Below are 16082 nucleotides of genomic sequence, written 5' to 3'. Positions count from 1 at the left end.
GCAGCCGACCCAGGGTCAGTTGTCCCGGTACGCCTCCAGCAGCCGCAGCCACACCTCGCTGATCGTCGGGTAGGCCGCCACCGCGTGCCACAGCCGGGCGATCGGCACCTGGCCGGCGACCGCGATCGTCGCCGAGTGGACCAGCTCGCTGACGCCCGGTCCGACGAAGGTGACCCCGCGCAGGATCTCCTCGTCCAGGTCGACGACCATCCGGGCGCGGCCCTTGTACCCGTCGGCGTACAGACCTGCTCCGGCCGCCGAGGCCATGTCGACGTCGACGGCCCGCACCCGGTGCCCGGCCTGTTCCGCCTCCGCCAGGGAGAGGCCGACCGCCCCCGCCTCCGGGTCGGTGAACACGACCTGGGGGACGGCGTGAAGGTCGGCCGTGGCCGCGTGGGCGCCCCACGGCTCGGTCTGCAGGAGCGGGGTCCCGGCGGCGCGGGCGGCGATGGCGGCGCCCGCGATCCGGGCCTGGTACTTGCCCTGGTGGGTCAGCAGGGCACGGTGGTTGACATCGCCGACCCCGTACAGCCAGTCGGTGCCGTTCACCCGCAGGCTGTCGTCGACGCCGAGCCAGGAGCCGGGCTCCAGGCCGACGGTGTCCAGACCGATGTCGTCGGTGCGCGGGGCGCGTCCGGTGGCGAAGAGGATCTCGTCGGCCTCTATCCGGTCCCCGGTCCCGGTGACGACCACGACGACGCCGTCCGCCGTGCGGCTCACGGACTCCACCGAGACTCCGGTGCGGATGTCCGCGCCCGCTTCGGTGAGCGCCTCGACGACGAGTTCGCCGGCGAACGGCTCCATCCGGTTGAGCAGGCCCTTGCCGCGCACCAGCATGGTGACCCGCGCGCCGAGCGCCTGATAGAGGGTGGCCATCTCGGCGGCGACGACTCCCCCGCCGACCACGACGAGCCGGCCGGGCACGGTCTGTGCGCTGGTCGCCTCCCGGTTGGTCCAGGGCTTCACCTCGGCGAGCCCCGGCAGATCGGGCAGGGCGGCGCGGGTGCCGGTGGCGACCGCCACGGCGTGCCGGGCGGTGAGCACCCTGTCGCCCACGGTCACCGTGCGCGGGCCGGTGAGCCGGCCCTGGCCGCGGTAGAGGTCGGCGCCGATGCCGTCGAGCCACTGGGCCGCGCCGTCGTCGTGCCAGTCGGAGGTGTAGTAGTTGCGATGGGCGAGGACCGCGGGAACGTCGAGGGGGCCCTGGACCGCCTGGGCGAGACCGGGCACCCGGCGGGCGTCGGCGCGGGCGAGCACCGGGCGCAGCAGGGCCTTGCTGGGCATACAGGCCCAGTACGAGCACTCGCCGCCGACCAGCTCGCTCTCCACGACCGCGGTGGTGAGACCGGCCGCGCGGGTGCGATCGGCGACGTTCTCCCCCACGGGCCCGGCCCCGAGCACCACGACGTCGTACGCGATGGTTTCCGTTTCCGTCATGGGGCCAGTCTGGTGGGTGGTGTGCGGGGCGGCCACACGGGTAGGGGCGCGGAATACGCGATCCGCCGACCGTGTTGTGCGGACTGCTTCGCCCCACACCAGGAAGAAGGAATCAGGTCATGAGCAGCACCGTGGAGCTCACCAAGGAGAACTTCGACCAGACGGTCACCGAGAACGACTTCGTGCTGATCGACTTCTGGGCGTCCTGGTGCGGGCCGTGCCGTCAGTTCGCCCCCGTCTACGACAAGGCGGCGCAGGAGAACCCGGACCTGGTGTTCGGCAAGGTGGACACCGAGGCGCAGCCGGAGCTGGCCGCGGCGTTCGACATCCAGTCGATCCCGACGCTGATGATCGTGCGGGACCGGGTCGCCGTCTTCGCCCAGCCGGGCGCCCTGCCCGAGGCCGCCCTCACGGACGTCATCGGACAGGCGCGCAAGCTGGACATGGACGAGGTCCGCAAGGCCGTCGAGGCCGAGCAGGCCAAGAGCGAGTAACCCCTCGCGGGGGGCCTAGAACGGGTACGGCGCCACGTCGGCCCGTACCGTCGTCCAGCGGACGTCGGTGAAGGCCTCCAGGTTGGAGTCGCCGCCGAAGCGGGCGCCGGTGCCGGAGGCGGCGACCCCGCCGAAGGGGGCGACGGCCTCGTCGTTCACCGTCTGGTCGTTGATGTGCACGATGCCGGTCGGGATGCGTTCGGCGAGGTCGAGGCCGCGCGCGGCGTCCCGGGTGACGATGCCGAGCGAGAGGCCGTAGGAGCTGTGCGCGGCCAGGGCCACGGCCTCGTCCACGGTGGTGAACGGGCGCACGGGGGCCACCGGGCCGAAGACCTCCTCCGCGTAGGCGGGGGTGGCGTCGTCGACGCCCGCGAGGACCGTCGGCCGGTAGAAGAGGTCCTCGTGCGTGCCGCCCGCGGCGAGCTTCGCGCCGGCCGCGGTGCTGGCCTCCACCAGGGCGTGCACCTTGCTGAGCTGGCCGGCGTCGATGAGGGGGCCGAGGTGGACCTGCGCGCGGTGCGGGTCGCCGACGGCGAGGGCGTCGGCCTTCGCCGCGAGCCGCTCGACGTACTCCTCGTAGAGGGAGGCGTGCACCAGGTGGCGGCCGGTGGTCATGCAGATCTGGCCCTGGTGGAAGAACGAGCCCCAGGCCGCCGTGGAGATCACCGCGTCCAGGTCGGCGTCCTCCAGCACGATCATCGCGGAGTTGCCGCCGAGTTCCAGATGCGCCCGCTTGAGGTGGCGTCCGGCGGCCTCGCCGACCGCGCGGCCGGCCGCGGTGGACCCGGTGAAGGAGATGACGGGGACCCGCGGGTCGGCGACCAGCGCGGCGCCCGTCTCGGCGCCGCCCGGCAGCACGTGCAGCAGTCCCTCGGGCAGTCCGGCCTCGGCGAAGACCGCGGCCAGGGCGAGGCCGCCGCAGACGGCGGTGCGCGGGTCCGGCTTGAGGACGACCGCGTTGCCGAGTGCGAGGGCGGGCGCGACGGAGCGGATCGAGAGGATCAGCGGGGCGTTGAACGGGGAGATCACGCCCACCACGCCGACCGGGACGCGCCGGGTGTACGAGAGCCGGGGCGCCTCGCTGGGCAGGACCTGTCCGGCCGGGCGGGAGGCCAGGGCGGCGGCCTCGTAGCACTCCTGGGCGGCGACGTGCAGCTCGAAGTCGGCCTTGCCCGGGATGGAGCCGGACTCGCGGACGATCCACTCGCGCAGTTCCTCGGCGTGCGCGGCGAAGAGATCGCCGGCCTTGCGCAGCACTCCGGCGCGGACGAAGTGCGGAAGCCGCGCCCACTCGGTCTGCGCGGCGCGGGCGGCCTCGGCGGCCGGGCCGACGTCCTCGGCGCCTGCCAGGACGACCCTGCCCAGCTGGTCGCCGGTGGCGGGCTCGGTGACGGTGTACCGGGGCCCCGACAAGGTGCGGGGCTGCCAGGTCTGGGGGTCGAGCAGCGGCATGAAGGCTCTCCGATCGGTGACCCGCGGGACTCGCGGCTCTCACAGGGGGAGGGGAAGTCCCGTGTGGTTGGCCGCCGGTTCGGCGGCGGCATGGCGGGATGCGGTGATCCGGCGCAGCCGGGCGCGCTGCATCCGGTGGTCGAACGCATCCCCATCTGGTTGAGCGTGCAACATCCTAGTCATGTCGTAGGAAAAACGTGTCGCCTGCCACACACGTTGCAGACACAACTCCGAACACAGCCGACCGCGGCGCATCGGCTCGTGACCACAACTGCGCATCCGGGTCACGGACTCGAGGCAGTCCCGCACCCTTGTGCCGCACGGGACTCGGAGGTTGAGCCGCGAGACGTGCGTCGAGCGCATGCGGTGCAGGGCGAAGCCTCGCTCATGCCGTGCATGGATCAACTCGTCGCAGAAGGGCGGCACTTCGGCGAGCACGCCGAGCCAGGAGTACGGGTGGTCATGCGTGTACGTCCGGCCGCAGGCGGCCGGGAAGGCGTCGCGGGCGATGCCGTGCGAGCCGTCGCAGCCGACGCCCCGGTCGCGGCCGAGGCTCTGCTCGCGGCCCTCGATCTCCGTCCGGGCGTGGATCGTGACCGTGTGGCCGCCGATGATGCCGACCGTCGTGCGCATGGCGTGCCTCCCCTGGAACCGTAGTTCAGCTGGAGTCGCGGTGCACCACCGTGGCCTCGATGAGCCCGTGCGACTCGGGGGCGGCCGCGGGGTTGCGGACGGCCCGGTCGACCAGCGCGGCGAGGTCGCGGCCGGAGGGCAGCTCGATCCGGACCGTGCTGAGCCGGGGCCGCAGCAGCCGCCCGAGCATGAGGTCGTCGGCGCCGATGACGGCCACGTCCTCGGGAACGCGCAGGCCCTCGTCCTGGAGGGCGCGCAGCAGCAGCATCGCGTACTCGTCGTTGTAGGCGAACACGGAGTCGAGACCGAGGTCGGGCCAGCGGGCGGCGAGGGCGGCCGCGGAGCTCTGGGTGTAGGCGAGGGGCAGCTCGGTGACCGTGGCGTCGGTGCCCTGCAGGGCCTCGCGGGCGCCGCCGAGACGGGGCGCGGAGAACATCTCCATGCCCCGTTCCTCGGGGACGACCACGCCGATCCGGCGGCGGCCGCGGGCGTACAGATGCCCGGCGGCCCGGCGTCCGACCCCTGCGTGGTCCAGGAGCACCGCATGGGCGCCCTCGACCTGTTCGGGGCTGAACGTCACCACGGCCCGGGCCCCGGAGCGCTTGAGGACGGCCACCCCCTCCGGGCCGAGGCCCGGCACGGGCACCAGCACGGCGACCGGCCGCAGCTCGGCCCAGGCGCGGGCGGCGGCGTCGCCGGGCAGTCCACTGGCGCCGTACTGGACGACGGTGTAGTCGAGGCGGCTGAGCGCGCCCTGGAACTCGTGCACGAACTGGCTGTAGAGCGGCCCCGCCGGGACCGGCAGGGTGGGCATCAGCACCATGCGGCTGTGACCGGCGCGCAGCGTGCGGGCCGCCGCGTGCGGCACGTACCCGAGTTCCTTGGCGGCCTCGTGGACACGACGGCGGGTGGGTTCGCTGATGCGTACGGCGCTGGTGTTGTTCAGGACATAGGAGACGGTCGCGCGCGAGACGCCGGCCAGGCGGGCCACGTCGGCGCTCGTGGGCACGGGGCGCGTCGCCGGCGACTTCGTCGGCGCGGGCGTGTTCGGTATCTGCACCATGACGTGACGCATCTTGGCAGAAGCTGTGCGCGGCATGTCGGGCGGGGGGACGCCGAGTTCGGCGGCTCAGCCCTGAGTCGAAGGCACCGCGCCGGTGACCGCGCTGGTCACACCGCTTGTCACCCCGCCGGTCGCGCCACTGGTCACCCGGTCGATCAGATCGCTCCAGCCGGCCTCCAGCCGCGCCGGCGGCATGCCGCACTTCCGGGTGAGGTGGTGCACCAGGACCGGGTTGAGGTACCCCATCAGCGTGTGGGCGAGCAGTTCGCCGTCCGCGTCGGGCAGCGCCTGGCGCAGCAGCAGGGCCAGATGGCCGTGGTGGACGCGGCGCACCGGCACCGAGTAGCGGCGGTCCGGTCCGGGCTCGGCCGCCAGCTGCAGATCCAGCTCGTCGACGCAGCGCCTCAGCAGGGCGATTCCGAAGGCCCTCAGCCGCTCCACGGGCGGCGCGCCCGGCCCCAGCGGCGGCGGACCGCTCAGGAAGGCGGCCTGGAACTTGCGCTCGGAGTGGTCCAGGAGCGCGGTCAGCAGCCCGGTGCGGTCACCGAAGCGGCGGAACACCGTGCCCTTGCCCACGTTCGCCGCGCTCGCCACCGCCTCCATGGTGACCCCGGCCGCACCGTGCTCGGCGATCAGCCGGGCGGCGGCGTCCAGCAGCCGGGCCCGGTTGCGGGCCGCGTCGGCACGCAGACACGGCTCGTCGCCGGCCGACCCGAGCTGCAACAACTCGGGTTCGCCGGTCCTCTCCTCGGGCTCCGGACAAGGTGGCAGAAGGCTGGACATGAACTCAGCGTAAAGCACCGGGAATGAAACTGGACCGCGGTCCGGTTAGAGTGCTAGAACATTAAACGGACCCTGGTCCGGATTCGTAACGGCAATGTTTCAGCTCTCTGGGAGTACCCATGTCTGTCCGCATCCTCGCGCTCGTCGGCAGCCTTCGCGCCGGTTCGACCAACCGCCAGCTCGCCGAGGCGGCCGTCAAGGTCGCTCCCGAGGGCGCCGAGGTCGACCTCTTCGAAGGCCTTGCCGAGATCCCCTTCTACAACGAGGACCTCGACGTCGAGGGCAGCGTCCCGGCCGCCGCCGCCAAGCTGCGCGAGGCCGCCCAGGCCGCCGACGCCTTCCTGCTCTTCTCCCCCGAGTACAACGGCACCATCCCGGCCGTGCTCAAGAACGCCATCGACTGGCTGTCCCGCCCCTACGGCGCCGGCGCCTTCGGCGGCAAGCCCGTCGCCGTGGTCGGCACCGCGTTCGGCCAGTTCGGCGGCGTCTGGGCGCAGGACGAGGCCCGCAAGGCCGTGGGCATCGCCGGCGGCAAGGTGATCGAGGACCTGAAGCTCTCCATCCCGGGCTCCCTGACCCGCTTCGCGGAGACCCACCCGGTCGACGACACCGAGGTCGCCGCCCAGCTGACCGAGGTCGTGGCCCGGCTGCACGGCCACGCGGGCGAGGTCACGGCCGCCTGAGCACACTGACCGAGAAGGGGCCCGGCACGACTGCCGGGCCCCTTTCGTCGTCCGTCGACGTGCAGACCGCAGCCGGTCGCGTCTGATAGGGCTTGGGGATGCGAACCCTTTATCGACGACTGCTCGCACTGTTGCCGCGCATCGGCGTCGAGGTGACCGACCTCGGGCCGGGCACGGCGGTGGTCTCGCGGCGCGGCGGTCCGTACCGGGTGACCGGCACGGACAAGGACACCTGGGTACTGCGGCGGACGCGGGACGCGGCGCGGTCCGAGGTGGTCGAGGGCGGCGTCGTGCGGCTGGGCGACACGGGCGCCGTGCTCCTGATGGACGCCCCGGACCGGCAGGACGAGCGCAGACTGCAGCTGGCGGCCGCCGCCTACCTCTGCACCCAGCACGTGGCCGCGATGCTGGAGCTCTACGGCGTGAACTGCGTCTTCGACGTCGGCGCCAACACCGGCCAGTACGCCAAGGGGCTGCGCCGACACGGCTACACGGGCCGGATCGTGTCCTTCGAGCCCACGTCGCAGGCGTTCGCCCGGCTGGAGGCGGCCGCCGCGAACGACCCCGCCTGGCGGGTGTACCGGTGCGGACTGGGCCGTGCGGAGACCACGGCCGAGATCCACACCGGCTGGAAGACGATGAACTCCCTGCTCCCGGCCAGCGACTACGGCAAGGGCCGCTACAGCCGGTTCACCAAGCCCGACACCGAGGAGATCCGCGTCCGGCGGCTCGCGGAGGTCATGGACGAGGCGCTGGACGGCCTCACCGATCCACGCCCCTATCTCAAGATGGACACCCAGGGCTACGACCTGGAGGTCTTCGCCGGGGCCGGGGAGCGGACCGCGGAGTTCGTCGGGATGCAGTCCGAGGTCGCGGTGCTGAAGCTGTACGAGGGCAGCCCCGGCATGGGCGAGGCCGTCGCCGTGTACGAGGCCGCCGGATTCGGCATCACCGGCATGTACCCGGTGACCCGCGAGGCGAGCACCGGGCGGGTGATCGAGTTCGACTGCGTCCTGATGCGCGCGGACGCGGCGCCCACCGCATAGCCGGGCGCGCCCGCGGAGCCGTCCCGCCACCGAGCCGTCACGCCACGGAGCCGGCCGCCGCGGCCTCCTCCTGTCGCTTGGCGGCCCGCAGGCTCGTGACGGTCGTGACCGCGAGGACGAGCACGATGAAGCCGAGCGAGAACGGGATGCCGATCTCGGGAACGTGCACCCCGGACTCGTGCAGCGCGTGCAGCAGCAGCTTGACGCCGATGAAGCCCAGGATGATCGACAGCCCGTAGCTGAGGTGGACCAGCTTCTTCAGCAGGCCGCCGATCAGGAAGTACAGCTGCCGAAGGCCCATCAGCGCGAAGGCGTTGGCCGTGAAGACGATGTACGGGTCGTCGGTCAGCCCGTAGATGGCGGGGATGGAGTCGAGCGCGAACAGCACGTCGGTGGAGCCGATCGCGAGCATCACGACCAGCATCGGGGTCATGACCCGCTTGCCGTTCTGCTCGACCCACAGCTTCGTGCCGTGGTAGCGGTCGGCCACGCCGAATCGTTTCTCCACCGACTTGAGCAGCTTGTTCTCCTCGTACTCCTCCTCGTGCCCGCCGCTCTTCGCGTCCTGGATCAGCTTCCAGGCCGTCCAGATCAGGAACGCGCCGAAGAGGTAGAACACCCACGAGAACGTCGAGATGATCGCCGCGCCGGCCGCGATGAACAGCGTGCGCAGCACCAGGGCCATCAGCACGCCCACCATCAGCACCCGCTGCTGGTACTGCGTGGGCACCGCGAACTTGCCCATGATCAGGACGAACACGAAGAGGTTGTCCACGCTCAGCGACTTCTCGGTGATGTACCCGGCGAAGAACTCCCCGGTGGGTCTCCCGCCGCCGAAGACGAACAGACCGAGGCCGAACAGACAGGCCAGGACGACCCAGACGACCGTCCAGGTGCCGGCCTCCCGGACCGAGACGTCGTGCGGTGTGCGGCCGATGAGGAAGTCGACGGCGACCAGCGCGCAGAGCGCTGCGACGGTCAGCAGCCAGACGGAGAGCGAGACGTTCACTGGTGGGACTCCTGATACCTGCGTGGGGGTGAAAATCGTTGTCGAAATGGCCGGATCCTTTCCACCCCGCGCAGGTGAACAAAAGGTCATGTCCTGGCAAGCTGCGGAGGCGGAAGGCGGCGGCAGCGGCTGTCACCCGCCGAACGGCGGGCAGGTTCCGCCGGACGGCGGTGCTCCGGCGAGTGGCGGACGGACCGAACATGGGCCGCACGAGCAGCACGAGCACCACGAGCAGCACGAGCAGCACCAAGTCGCACGAGCCGCCGCGCATCCGCGTTCCGCGTGAGGAGAAGCCCATGACGTCCGTACCGCCGCCGCCCTTCGACCCCGAACTCGCCGCCGCCCTGGAACTCATCAAGGAGATGATCCAGCCGGGGATGACCCCCGAGGACATCGAGTTCGTCCGCCAGGGGCCGGGCATCGCGCTGCTCGCCGACCTGGATCTGACCCTGGGCGGGGCCTTCGAGGTCGAGGACCGGACGGTGCCGGGACCCGAGGGCTCCCCCGAGATCTCGCTGCTGATCTGCCGGCCCACCTCGCCGGCCCCCGACCGGCCGCGGCCCGTCGTCTACCACGTGCACGGCGGCGGCATGGTCATCGGCAACAACCGGGTCGGCGTGGACGTACCGCTGGAGTGGGCGCGGGAACTGGACATGGTCGTGGTGTCCGTGGAGTACCGGCTGGCGCCCGAGAACCCGCACCCGGCGCCGGTCGAGGACGTGTACGCCGGTCTGCTGTGGACGGTGGAGCACGCGAAGGAGCTGGGCGCCGACCCGGAGCGGATCGTGATCGCCGGGGCCAGTGCGGGCGGCGGCCTCGGCGCCGCGCTCGGCCTGCTGCTGCGCGACCGTCAGGGGCCGCGGCCGCTCGGACAGCTGCTGATGTGCCCGATGCTGGACGACCGCAACGACACCCCCTCCAGCCACCAGATGGCGGGCCTCGGCGTCTGGGACCGCACGGCCAACGCGACCGGGTGGGGCGCCCTGCTCGGCGAGCGGCGCGGCGGCCCGGACGTCTCCCCGTACGCGGCGCCCGCCCGGGCCGAGGACCTGACCGGGCTGCCCCCGGCCTTCCTCGACGTGGGCTCCGCCGAGACCTTCCGGGACGAGGTCGTCGCGTTCGCCTCCCGGATCTGGCAGGCCGGCGGGGTCGCCGAGCTGCACGTCTGGCCGGGCGGCTTCCACGGCTTCGACGGCTTCGCCCCACAGGCCGCACTGTCGAAGTCGGCCCGCGCGGCCCACCTCGACTGGCTGCGCAGGCTGCTCGCCGACTAGGACCTGTCCGGCCGATCATGCCGCAGACGCGGGGTGTGGCACGCACATCTGCCGCGTTGTCGTCAGTCGCCGACGCTCCGCGTCGACTCCCTCCTCCGCCTTGCAGCTGCACGCACCACACCCCACTCACCCGTGTTTCAAGGCCCCGCCGGATTCCTGCGACTTGATCGGCCGGACAGGTCCTAAGCGCTCCGCTGGAAGTGCCGCGATGCGCCGTCGTTTTGCTGCGGCGCCATCGTGGCCGGTCGCGCCCGCGCGGCGGAGCCGCAGATGTCAGCGCCCCGCGCCCCTTCAGGGCGCTGCCGAACCGCAGCCGACTTCGCCCGACCCGCTGAGGCCGACCGCCCGGGCGGGGGCTCAGCGCCGTTTGAACTCCACGGGGCCCGCGTTCATCTCGATGGTCCCGTCGGGGTGCAGCACCGGCCGGCGTTCCGTCATACGGGAGCTGTAGGCCTCGATGTGGTGGATCGCCGCTCCGTCGGCGGAGGTGAAGTCGACGAGCGCGATCGCCACCCAGTACCGGGTCTTGGTGTTCTCGAAGAGCGGGACGGTGACGTTGGAGCCCCGGCCGTCGTCGACGACGACCTTCGCGCCGAAACTGCGGAACGAGCCGAAGCCGTTGCTGACCGCCGAGTACGCGCACAGCAGGACGTAGCCCTGCTCGTCGGGGCGCGCGATCCGCACGGCCTCACGGCCGGGGACCCTGGAGTCGCCGTCGAGGACGATGTACGGGTGGCTCCTGAGCGAGCCGAGACGCTTGTAGTAGACGACGTCGGCCTTCTCCTTCTTGCCCTTCTTCGCCGTGGCCCCGGCGGTGTGCTGCCCGCCGGGGCGCAGCGGCTCGCCCTGCGGAACGTGCCCGGACTTCACGAGGGCGCCGGGCGTCAGCGGGCCGCGCAGCGCCTTGCTCGCGGGCACGAAGAGGGCGTACAGATCGAGGTCGGCGCCGGCCCTGCGGCGCCGGTCGCTGCCGCCGTCCCACTCCAGGGCGACGGTGACGACGAGCTCGCGGTCGGCCTTGTCCAGGCTCAGGGAGACCTGGCTGCCCTTGTCGAGGCTGATCCTCCCGAGCGGCGGCTTGACCAGGCTCGGCCGGGGCGGGGCGGCGACGGCAGCGGCGACCGGGGGTGCGGCGGGCGCCGGTGTCTCCTCGGCCGCGGTCTCCGGGGCGTCGTCCTCCTCCGCGACGTCTATGCCGAAGTCGGTGGCGAGGCCGGAGAGGCCGTCGGCGTAGCCCTGGCCGATGGCGCGCAGCTTCCACGCGCCGCCGCGCCGGTACAGCTCGGTCAGCAGCACCGCGCGTTCGCCGTCGGAGAGGGTCGGCGGCCGGAAGACGACCGCCTCGCCGCCGTCCTGCACGGCACGCACCTCGACGTTCTTCACGTCGCTGAACGTGCGCGTCCGGTCGTCGGGGTCGCAGCTGGCCACCAGCACGACCCGGTCGACGTCCGCGGGCAGCGCCGCCGGGTCCACCTCGACGCGCTCGGGGCCGTCGGCGTCGGCGGTCCGGTGCCGTACGGCGTCGGACTCCGCGGAGGGCTGGTTGTAGAAGACCAGGTCGTCGTCGGATCTCACCCTGCCGTCCGCCGCGACGAGCAGGGCGCTCAGGTCGACCTGGTCGCCCTGCGCGAACAGCTCCATCCGTACCGGTCCGGCCCCCAGCGCCGTGTTCCCGCCCTTGCCCAGCTCCGGCATGTCGCCCACCCCCACGCGATCCCGTCGGTTTTGCCGCCACTTTGCCATAAGTGGCCGGGAACCGACCGTCCGTGCCGGCACCTCACAGGAAGCCTCACAGGAAGCGGAGGCCGGACCCCTCCTCGGGGGCGCCCGCATGCCGCATCATGGCCGTATGAAAGAGCTGGCCGGGCGCCTGACCGCGCTCGACCCGGACGCCGGCGCCGCCGTGCGGGTCATCGCCTACTTCGACCGGCTGGCCGAGTCACGGGCCGGGGTGGAGGCGCTGGTGCGCGGGGCCGCGGTGCTCTCCGGGGTGCCGGCGCGGCTCGTCGACGCCGACCGGCGGGTGCGGATCCGGGTGGAGGCCGACGGCACGCGCCGCGACACGGACCTGCCGCCGGACCCGGCCTGGCCGTCCGCCGGGCTGACGCCCGAGGGCGCTCCCGCGCTGTGGCTGGAACGCGCCGGCGCCGAGCCCAGCGTGGTGGACGCCGTGATCCTGGAACGGGCGGCCGGCGTGGCCCGGCTCGTCCTCGATCGCACGCGCGGACGCGCGCCGCTGGACGATCCCGCCCTGGTCGAGACCCTCCTCGACGCCACGGCAGCCGAACCGGCCCGGCTGCACGCGGCCCGCCGCCTCGGCCTCGACCCCGCCGCCCCGGCCCGCGCTCTGGCCACCCCCGGCGGCCGACCCCGGGTGCTGTCGGCGGACGCCCAGGCGGCAGCCGCCACGGACGCGGTTCCCGTCGGCCGGGCCGGGTTCGGGCCGGCCGTGCCCGTGCTGGAGCTGCCCCGCTCCTGGGCGGCGGCCCGCACCGCGCTCAGGTTCACCGCGGACGGCACCGCGCAGGACCCCGGTCCCCGGGTCGTGTACGCCGACGAACTCGGCGGCATCGCCCTGCTGGCGGACCTCGTGCTGCCCGGGGCCGAGCCTTTGCCGGACGTCCACGCGGTCGAGGCGGCCGCCGCGGACGCCCCCTGGCTGCTCGCGACGCTGTACGCCGTCACCGCCACGGCGAGTCTGCGGGCGGCGGCCGCCGAGGCGAACGTCCACCACTCCACGCTCCAGGACCGGCTGACGCACGCCGAGCATCTGCTGGGGTGGCCGGTGCGCACCCCGCAGGGCCGGCTGCGGCTGCATCTCGCGCTGACGATGCGGCGGTTGGCGCGGCCGTAGCGATCCTGCTCGGGGCGGACGGTCAAAAGGGGCGCGTTCAACCGTTCGGTTGAACGGGGGTTCCATCGGACGCGGGCCGTCCGATCCGTCCGGACGACGCGCGGCACAGGCGGGGCACAGCAGAATCGGCTTCGACCGAGGCGCCCGGTCCCCACCACCCCCCTCAGCAGCAGAGAGGTCTCCCCAGCATGCCCAGCTTCCCCAGCAGAAGGCGCCTCCTCGTGACCGGTGCGGGCGCCGCCCTCGGCGTCGGCGCCCTCGGTGCGTCGCCCGCCGTCGCCACTCCCGCCGCTTCCGCTTCCTCCTCCGCCGGACGGAGCTCCGGCGCCGAGGAGACCAGGTCGCTCGACGAGCTGTACCGGGCCGCGCTCGCGGAGGGCGGCAAGCTCGTCATCTACGCCGGCGGGGACACCCCGACCCAGCAGGACGGCACCAAGGCCGCCTTCCTCAAGGCCTTCCCGGGCATCGACCTGAAGCTGATCGTGGACTACAGCAAGTACCACGACGTCCGCGTCGACAACCAGTTCGCCACCCGCACCCTCGTCCCGGACGTCGTCCAGCTCCAGACCCTCCAGGACTTCGTCCGCTGGAAGTCGCAGGGCCGGCTGCTGGCGTACAAGCCCGCCGGGTTCTCCAAGGTCCACGAGGGCTTCAAGGATCCGCAGGGCGCGTGGGTCGCCATCGCGGCGATCGGCTTCAGCTTCATGTACGGGACGGACGCGGTCGGCGCGGACGCGCCGCGCACCCCGCTGGACCTGCTCGACCCGAAGTGGAAGGGGAAGATCGCGTCGTCGTTCCCGCACGACGACGACGCTGTCCTCTTCCTGTACTCCCTCTACGTCAAGCACTACGGCTGGGACTTCGTGGCCGGGCTGGCCGCGCAGAACGTCCGGTTCGCCCGCGGCAGCAACTCGCCCGGGGACGCCGTGCGCGCCGGGCAGTACCCGATCGGCGTCGGCGGCTCGGGCTCGGCCCTGTCCACCGGCCCGGTGAAGTGGGTCCTGCCGGACAGCGCCCCGTTCATGGCGTGGGGCCAGCGGGCGGCGATCCTCAAGGCGGCGAAGAACTCCACGGCCGCCAAGCTCTACCTCAACTGGCAGCTGTCGACGGCCGTGCAGGGATCGTCGTTCAGCGGCTGGTCGGTGCGCACCGACATCACTCCCCCGGCCGGTCTGAAGCCGGTCTGGGAGTACCCGAACGCCAACGTCGACGGCTTCCCCCGCTTCATGTCCGACCGGGCCGAGGTGGAGCGGCTGAAGCAGACGTTCGCGCTGTACTTCGGCGAGGTGAAGGGCGACCCGACGCCGGGCTTCCTCGGGCTGCACCCGGGCGCCTGACCGAGGGCGGCCGTCCTCACACGGTCCCTACAGGTGGCGGATAGACTCGGACCCCCGTTCGAACGGATCATCGTCCAAGGGGATCTGCCGTGTCCGACCGTGCTCCCGTCCGTAGTTCTGACGCTGTGAGAGCCGTCCGCGGGAGCCGGCCGACGCCCGCCCACTTCGCCCATCTGACGTTCTTCGTCGTCGTGGGCGCCGGGCTGGTCCGGCTGGTGCAGCTGAGGATCGGGCTGTGCTGGGACATCGTGACCGTCAGCGGGCTGCTCGCGCTGGTGTACGCGGGCGGGCTCGCGGCCGGGGAGCGGCTCGGGCGGATCGGCCGGCATCTGTGGGTGGCGGCCCTGGTGGCGCTGTGGACGACCCTGGTCTGTCTCGCCCCGCAGTCGCTCACGGCCGCCTACGTGTGGTGCGCGGTGCCTCTGGCCTGTGTCGCGCTGCGGGCGCTCGGCCGGCGGGCGGCCGGGGTGGCGCTGGCCGTGCTGACCGTCGTCCTCGCCGCTCAACTCGTGCGCAGCACCGGCTCGTTCGACCCGGAGGTCGTCCTGATCCCGGTGGCGGCCGTGTGGGGCACCGTCGCCCTCTACCGCACCCAGCAGCGCGACGCGGCCGAACGGCTGCGGCTGGTCGAGGAGTTGCGCGGCACCCGGGACGTGCTGGCCCGGCAGCAGCGGCAGGCCGGGGTGCTGGCCGAGCGGGCCCGCATCGCCCGGGACCTGCACGACACGCTGGCCCAGGAGCTCTCGGGCGGGGTGATGCTGCTCCAGGCCGCCGACCGCGACTGGGACACGCGTCCGGACGTGGCCCGCACCCGGCTGCGGGCGGTCGCCGACGGGTTGCACGCCAATCTCGCCGAGACCCGCAGGATCATCAGCGATCTGACGCCGGCGGCCGTGGACGAGGCCGGTCTGGAGGGCGCGCTGCGGCTGCTGTGCGCGCGGGCCGAGGCGGAGGGCGCGGCGGCCCGGGTGCGGTTCCGTTCGGCGGGCGAGCGTCGGCCGGCCCTGGACGGGCAGTCGGCGGCGACCCTGTTCCGGGTCGCGCAGAGCACGCTGGCCAATGTGCGCGAGCACGCGCGTGCGGTGAACGTCCTGGTCACGCTGCACGGGCACGCGGACCGGGTGGAGCTGGAGGTGCGCGACGACGGCGCGGGGTTCGAGACCGGCCGGATCGGCGTGCCGTCCCAGAGCTCCCGTGGGCTCGGGCTGCCCGCCGTCCGGGCGCGGCTGCGCGAGTGCGGCGGCGACCTCGACGTCGGCAGCGCGCCGGGCCGCGGCACCCGGCTGCGGGCGACCGTGCCGACCGTGCCCATGACCCGCCCGGCCCCGGTGACCGTCCGATGACCGGCGGGCCGTTGCGGCTGCTGCTGGCGGACGACCATGTCGTCGTACGGGCCGGGTTGCGTGCGCTGCTGGAGGGCGAGCCGGACGTCGAGGTGGTGGCCGAGGCGGGGAGCGGTGAGGAGGCCGTGCGGCTCGCGGCACGGCTGGCGCCCGATGTGATGCTGATGGATCTGCGGTTCGGCGGCGGCGGTGGCATCGACGGCATCGAGGCGGTGCGCCGGCTGGCGGGCGAGGCCCCCGGGGTGCCCGTGGTGATGCTGACGAGTTACTCGGGCCGGGCCGATGTCGTGCGGGCGCTGGAGGCGGGGGCCCGGGGGTATGTGCTGAAGGCGGGTCCGCCTCAGGAGCTGTTCCGGGCCGTGCGCGGGGCCGCGGCCGGGGCGTTGGGGCTCGCGCCGGAGGTGATGGACGAGCTGGTCGGCCAAGTGGTCGCGCCCGAGCGGGAGTTGAGCGGTCGGGAGGTGGAGGTGGTGCGGCTGCTGGCCGACGGCTTGAGCAACCGGTCGATCGCCGAGGCGCTGTTCCTGAGCGAGGCCACCGTCAAGACGCACCTGGTGCGGGTCTACCGCAAGCTGGGCGCGGAGAACCGGGCCGCGGCGGTGTCGGAGGCGGTGCGCAGGGGGCTGCTGGACCTGGCGTGAGACATGCGAAACGTGAGACATGCGAAAAGGGGC

14 protein-coding genes and 1 pseudogene are annotated in these 16082 nt (G+C 73.0%); 8 read left to right on the top strand and 7 right to left on the bottom strand.

From position 1 onward, the window contains the following. Nucleotides 1-15 precede the first annotated feature (15 nt). Complete coding sequence (locus tag ABZ725_RS05710) at nt 16-1437, bottom strand: NAD(P)/FAD-dependent oxidoreductase (protein WP_358801493.1); 1422 nt, start codon at nt 1435-1437, stop codon at nt 16-18. Nucleotides 1438-1556: 119 nt separating this feature from the next. Here ABZ725_RS05710 and trxA point away from each other — a divergent pair, with 119 nt between their 5' ends. Next, nucleotides 1557-1931 carry a thioredoxin gene (gene trxA / locus ABZ725_RS05705; RefSeq protein ID WP_358801492.1) on the top strand — a complete coding sequence of 125 codons (375 nt, stop codon included), beginning with the start codon at nt 1557-1559 and terminating at the stop codon, nt 1929-1931. Nucleotides 1932-1946: 15 nt separating this feature from the next. Here the strand turns inward: trxA and ABZ725_RS05700 are convergent, their stop codons facing one another. The 4 genes and pseudogenes from ABZ725_RS05700 to ABZ725_RS05685 form a co-directional block, all read right to left on the bottom strand. After that, complete coding sequence (locus ABZ725_RS05700; protein WP_358801491.1) at nt 1947-3383, bottom strand: benzaldehyde dehydrogenase; 1437 nt, start codon at nt 3381-3383, stop codon at nt 1947-1949. Between the two features lie 39 nt (nt 3384-3422). Continuing rightward, a pseudogene (locus ABZ725_RS05695) lies at nt 3423-3998 on the bottom strand (FAD-dependent monooxygenase); the annotation flags it as partial. A gap of 43 nt (nt 3999-4041) precedes the next feature. Next, nucleotides 4042-5079, bottom strand: a complete 1038-nt coding sequence (locus ABZ725_RS05690; protein ID WP_358801490.1) for a LacI family DNA-binding transcriptional regulator — start codon at nt 5077-5079, stop codon at nt 4042-4044. 66 nt (nt 5080-5145) lie between these two features. Continuing rightward, on the bottom strand, nt 5146-5862 hold the full coding sequence (locus ABZ725_RS05685) for a TetR/AcrR family transcriptional regulator (protein ID WP_358801489.1): 717 nt from the start codon (nt 5860-5862) through the stop codon (nt 5146-5148). Nucleotides 5863-5981: 119 nt separating this feature from the next. Here ABZ725_RS05685 and ABZ725_RS05680 point away from each other — a divergent pair, with 119 nt between their 5' ends. Further along, complete coding sequence (locus tag ABZ725_RS05680; RefSeq protein ID WP_358801488.1) at nt 5982-6545, top strand: NAD(P)H-dependent oxidoreductase; 564 nt, start codon at nt 5982-5984, stop codon at nt 6543-6545. Nucleotides 6546-6643: 98 nt separating this feature from the next. Beyond that, the gene (locus ABZ725_RS05675) at nt 6644-7591 is read left to right on the top strand and encodes an FkbM family methyltransferase (protein WP_358801487.1); all 948 of its coding nucleotides are present in this window, start codon (nt 6644-6646) and stop codon (nt 7589-7591) included. Nucleotides 7592-7628: 37 nt separating this feature from the next. On the opposite strand, the gene ABZ725_RS05670 is transcribed toward ABZ725_RS05675, so the two are convergent. Next, nucleotides 7629-8600, bottom strand: coding sequence for a TerC family protein (locus tag ABZ725_RS05670; protein ID WP_358801486.1), 972 nt, complete (start codon nt 8598-8600; stop codon nt 7629-7631). A gap of 296 nt (nt 8601-8896) precedes the next feature. On the opposite strand from ABZ725_RS05670, the gene ABZ725_RS05665 reads away from it, so the two are divergent. Next, nucleotides 8897-9874, top strand: a complete 978-nt coding sequence (locus tag ABZ725_RS05665; protein ID WP_358801485.1) for an alpha/beta hydrolase — start codon at nt 8897-8899, stop codon at nt 9872-9874. Nucleotides 9875-10231: 357 nt separating this feature from the next. Here the strand turns inward: ABZ725_RS05665 and ABZ725_RS05660 are convergent, their stop codons facing one another. Next, the gene (locus ABZ725_RS05660; protein ID WP_358801484.1) at nt 10232-11569 is read right to left on the bottom strand and encodes a TerD family protein; all 1338 of its coding nucleotides are present in this window, start codon (nt 11567-11569) and stop codon (nt 10232-10234) included. Nucleotides 11570-11723: 154 nt separating this feature from the next. On the opposite strand from ABZ725_RS05660, the gene ABZ725_RS05655 reads away from it, so the two are divergent. The 4 genes from ABZ725_RS05655 (at nt 11724) to ABZ725_RS05640 (ending at nt 16049) form a co-directional block, all read left to right on the top strand. Then, on the top strand, nt 11724-12728 hold the full coding sequence (locus tag ABZ725_RS05655; protein WP_358801483.1) for a helix-turn-helix domain-containing protein: 1005 nt from the start codon (nt 11724-11726) through the stop codon (nt 12726-12728). A gap of 188 nt (nt 12729-12916) precedes the next feature. Beyond that, nucleotides 12917-14065, top strand: coding sequence for an extracellular solute-binding protein (locus ABZ725_RS05650; protein ID WP_358801482.1), 1149 nt, complete (start codon nt 12917-12919; stop codon nt 14063-14065). Between the two features lie 125 nt (nt 14066-14190). Continuing rightward, on the top strand, nt 14191-15408 hold the full coding sequence (locus tag ABZ725_RS05645) for a sensor histidine kinase (protein WP_358801481.1): 1218 nt from the start codon (nt 14191-14193) through the stop codon (nt 15406-15408). Continuing rightward, entirely contained in the window at nt 15405-16049 is a 645-nt protein-coding gene (locus ABZ725_RS05640) for a response regulator transcription factor (protein WP_358801480.1), read from the top strand. Before ABZ725_RS05645 ends, ABZ725_RS05640 begins: the two co-directional genes overlap by 4 nt. The last annotated feature ends 33 nt before the right edge of the window (nt 16050-16082 follow it).

The organism is Streptomyces sp. NPDC006872 (assembly GCF_040635845.1).
GTDB lineage: Bacteria > Actinomycetota > Actinomycetes > Streptomycetales > Streptomycetaceae > Streptomyces.
Note: the sequence above shows the minus strand (reverse complement) of the source record. Positions and strands in the feature narration are given on the sequence as shown.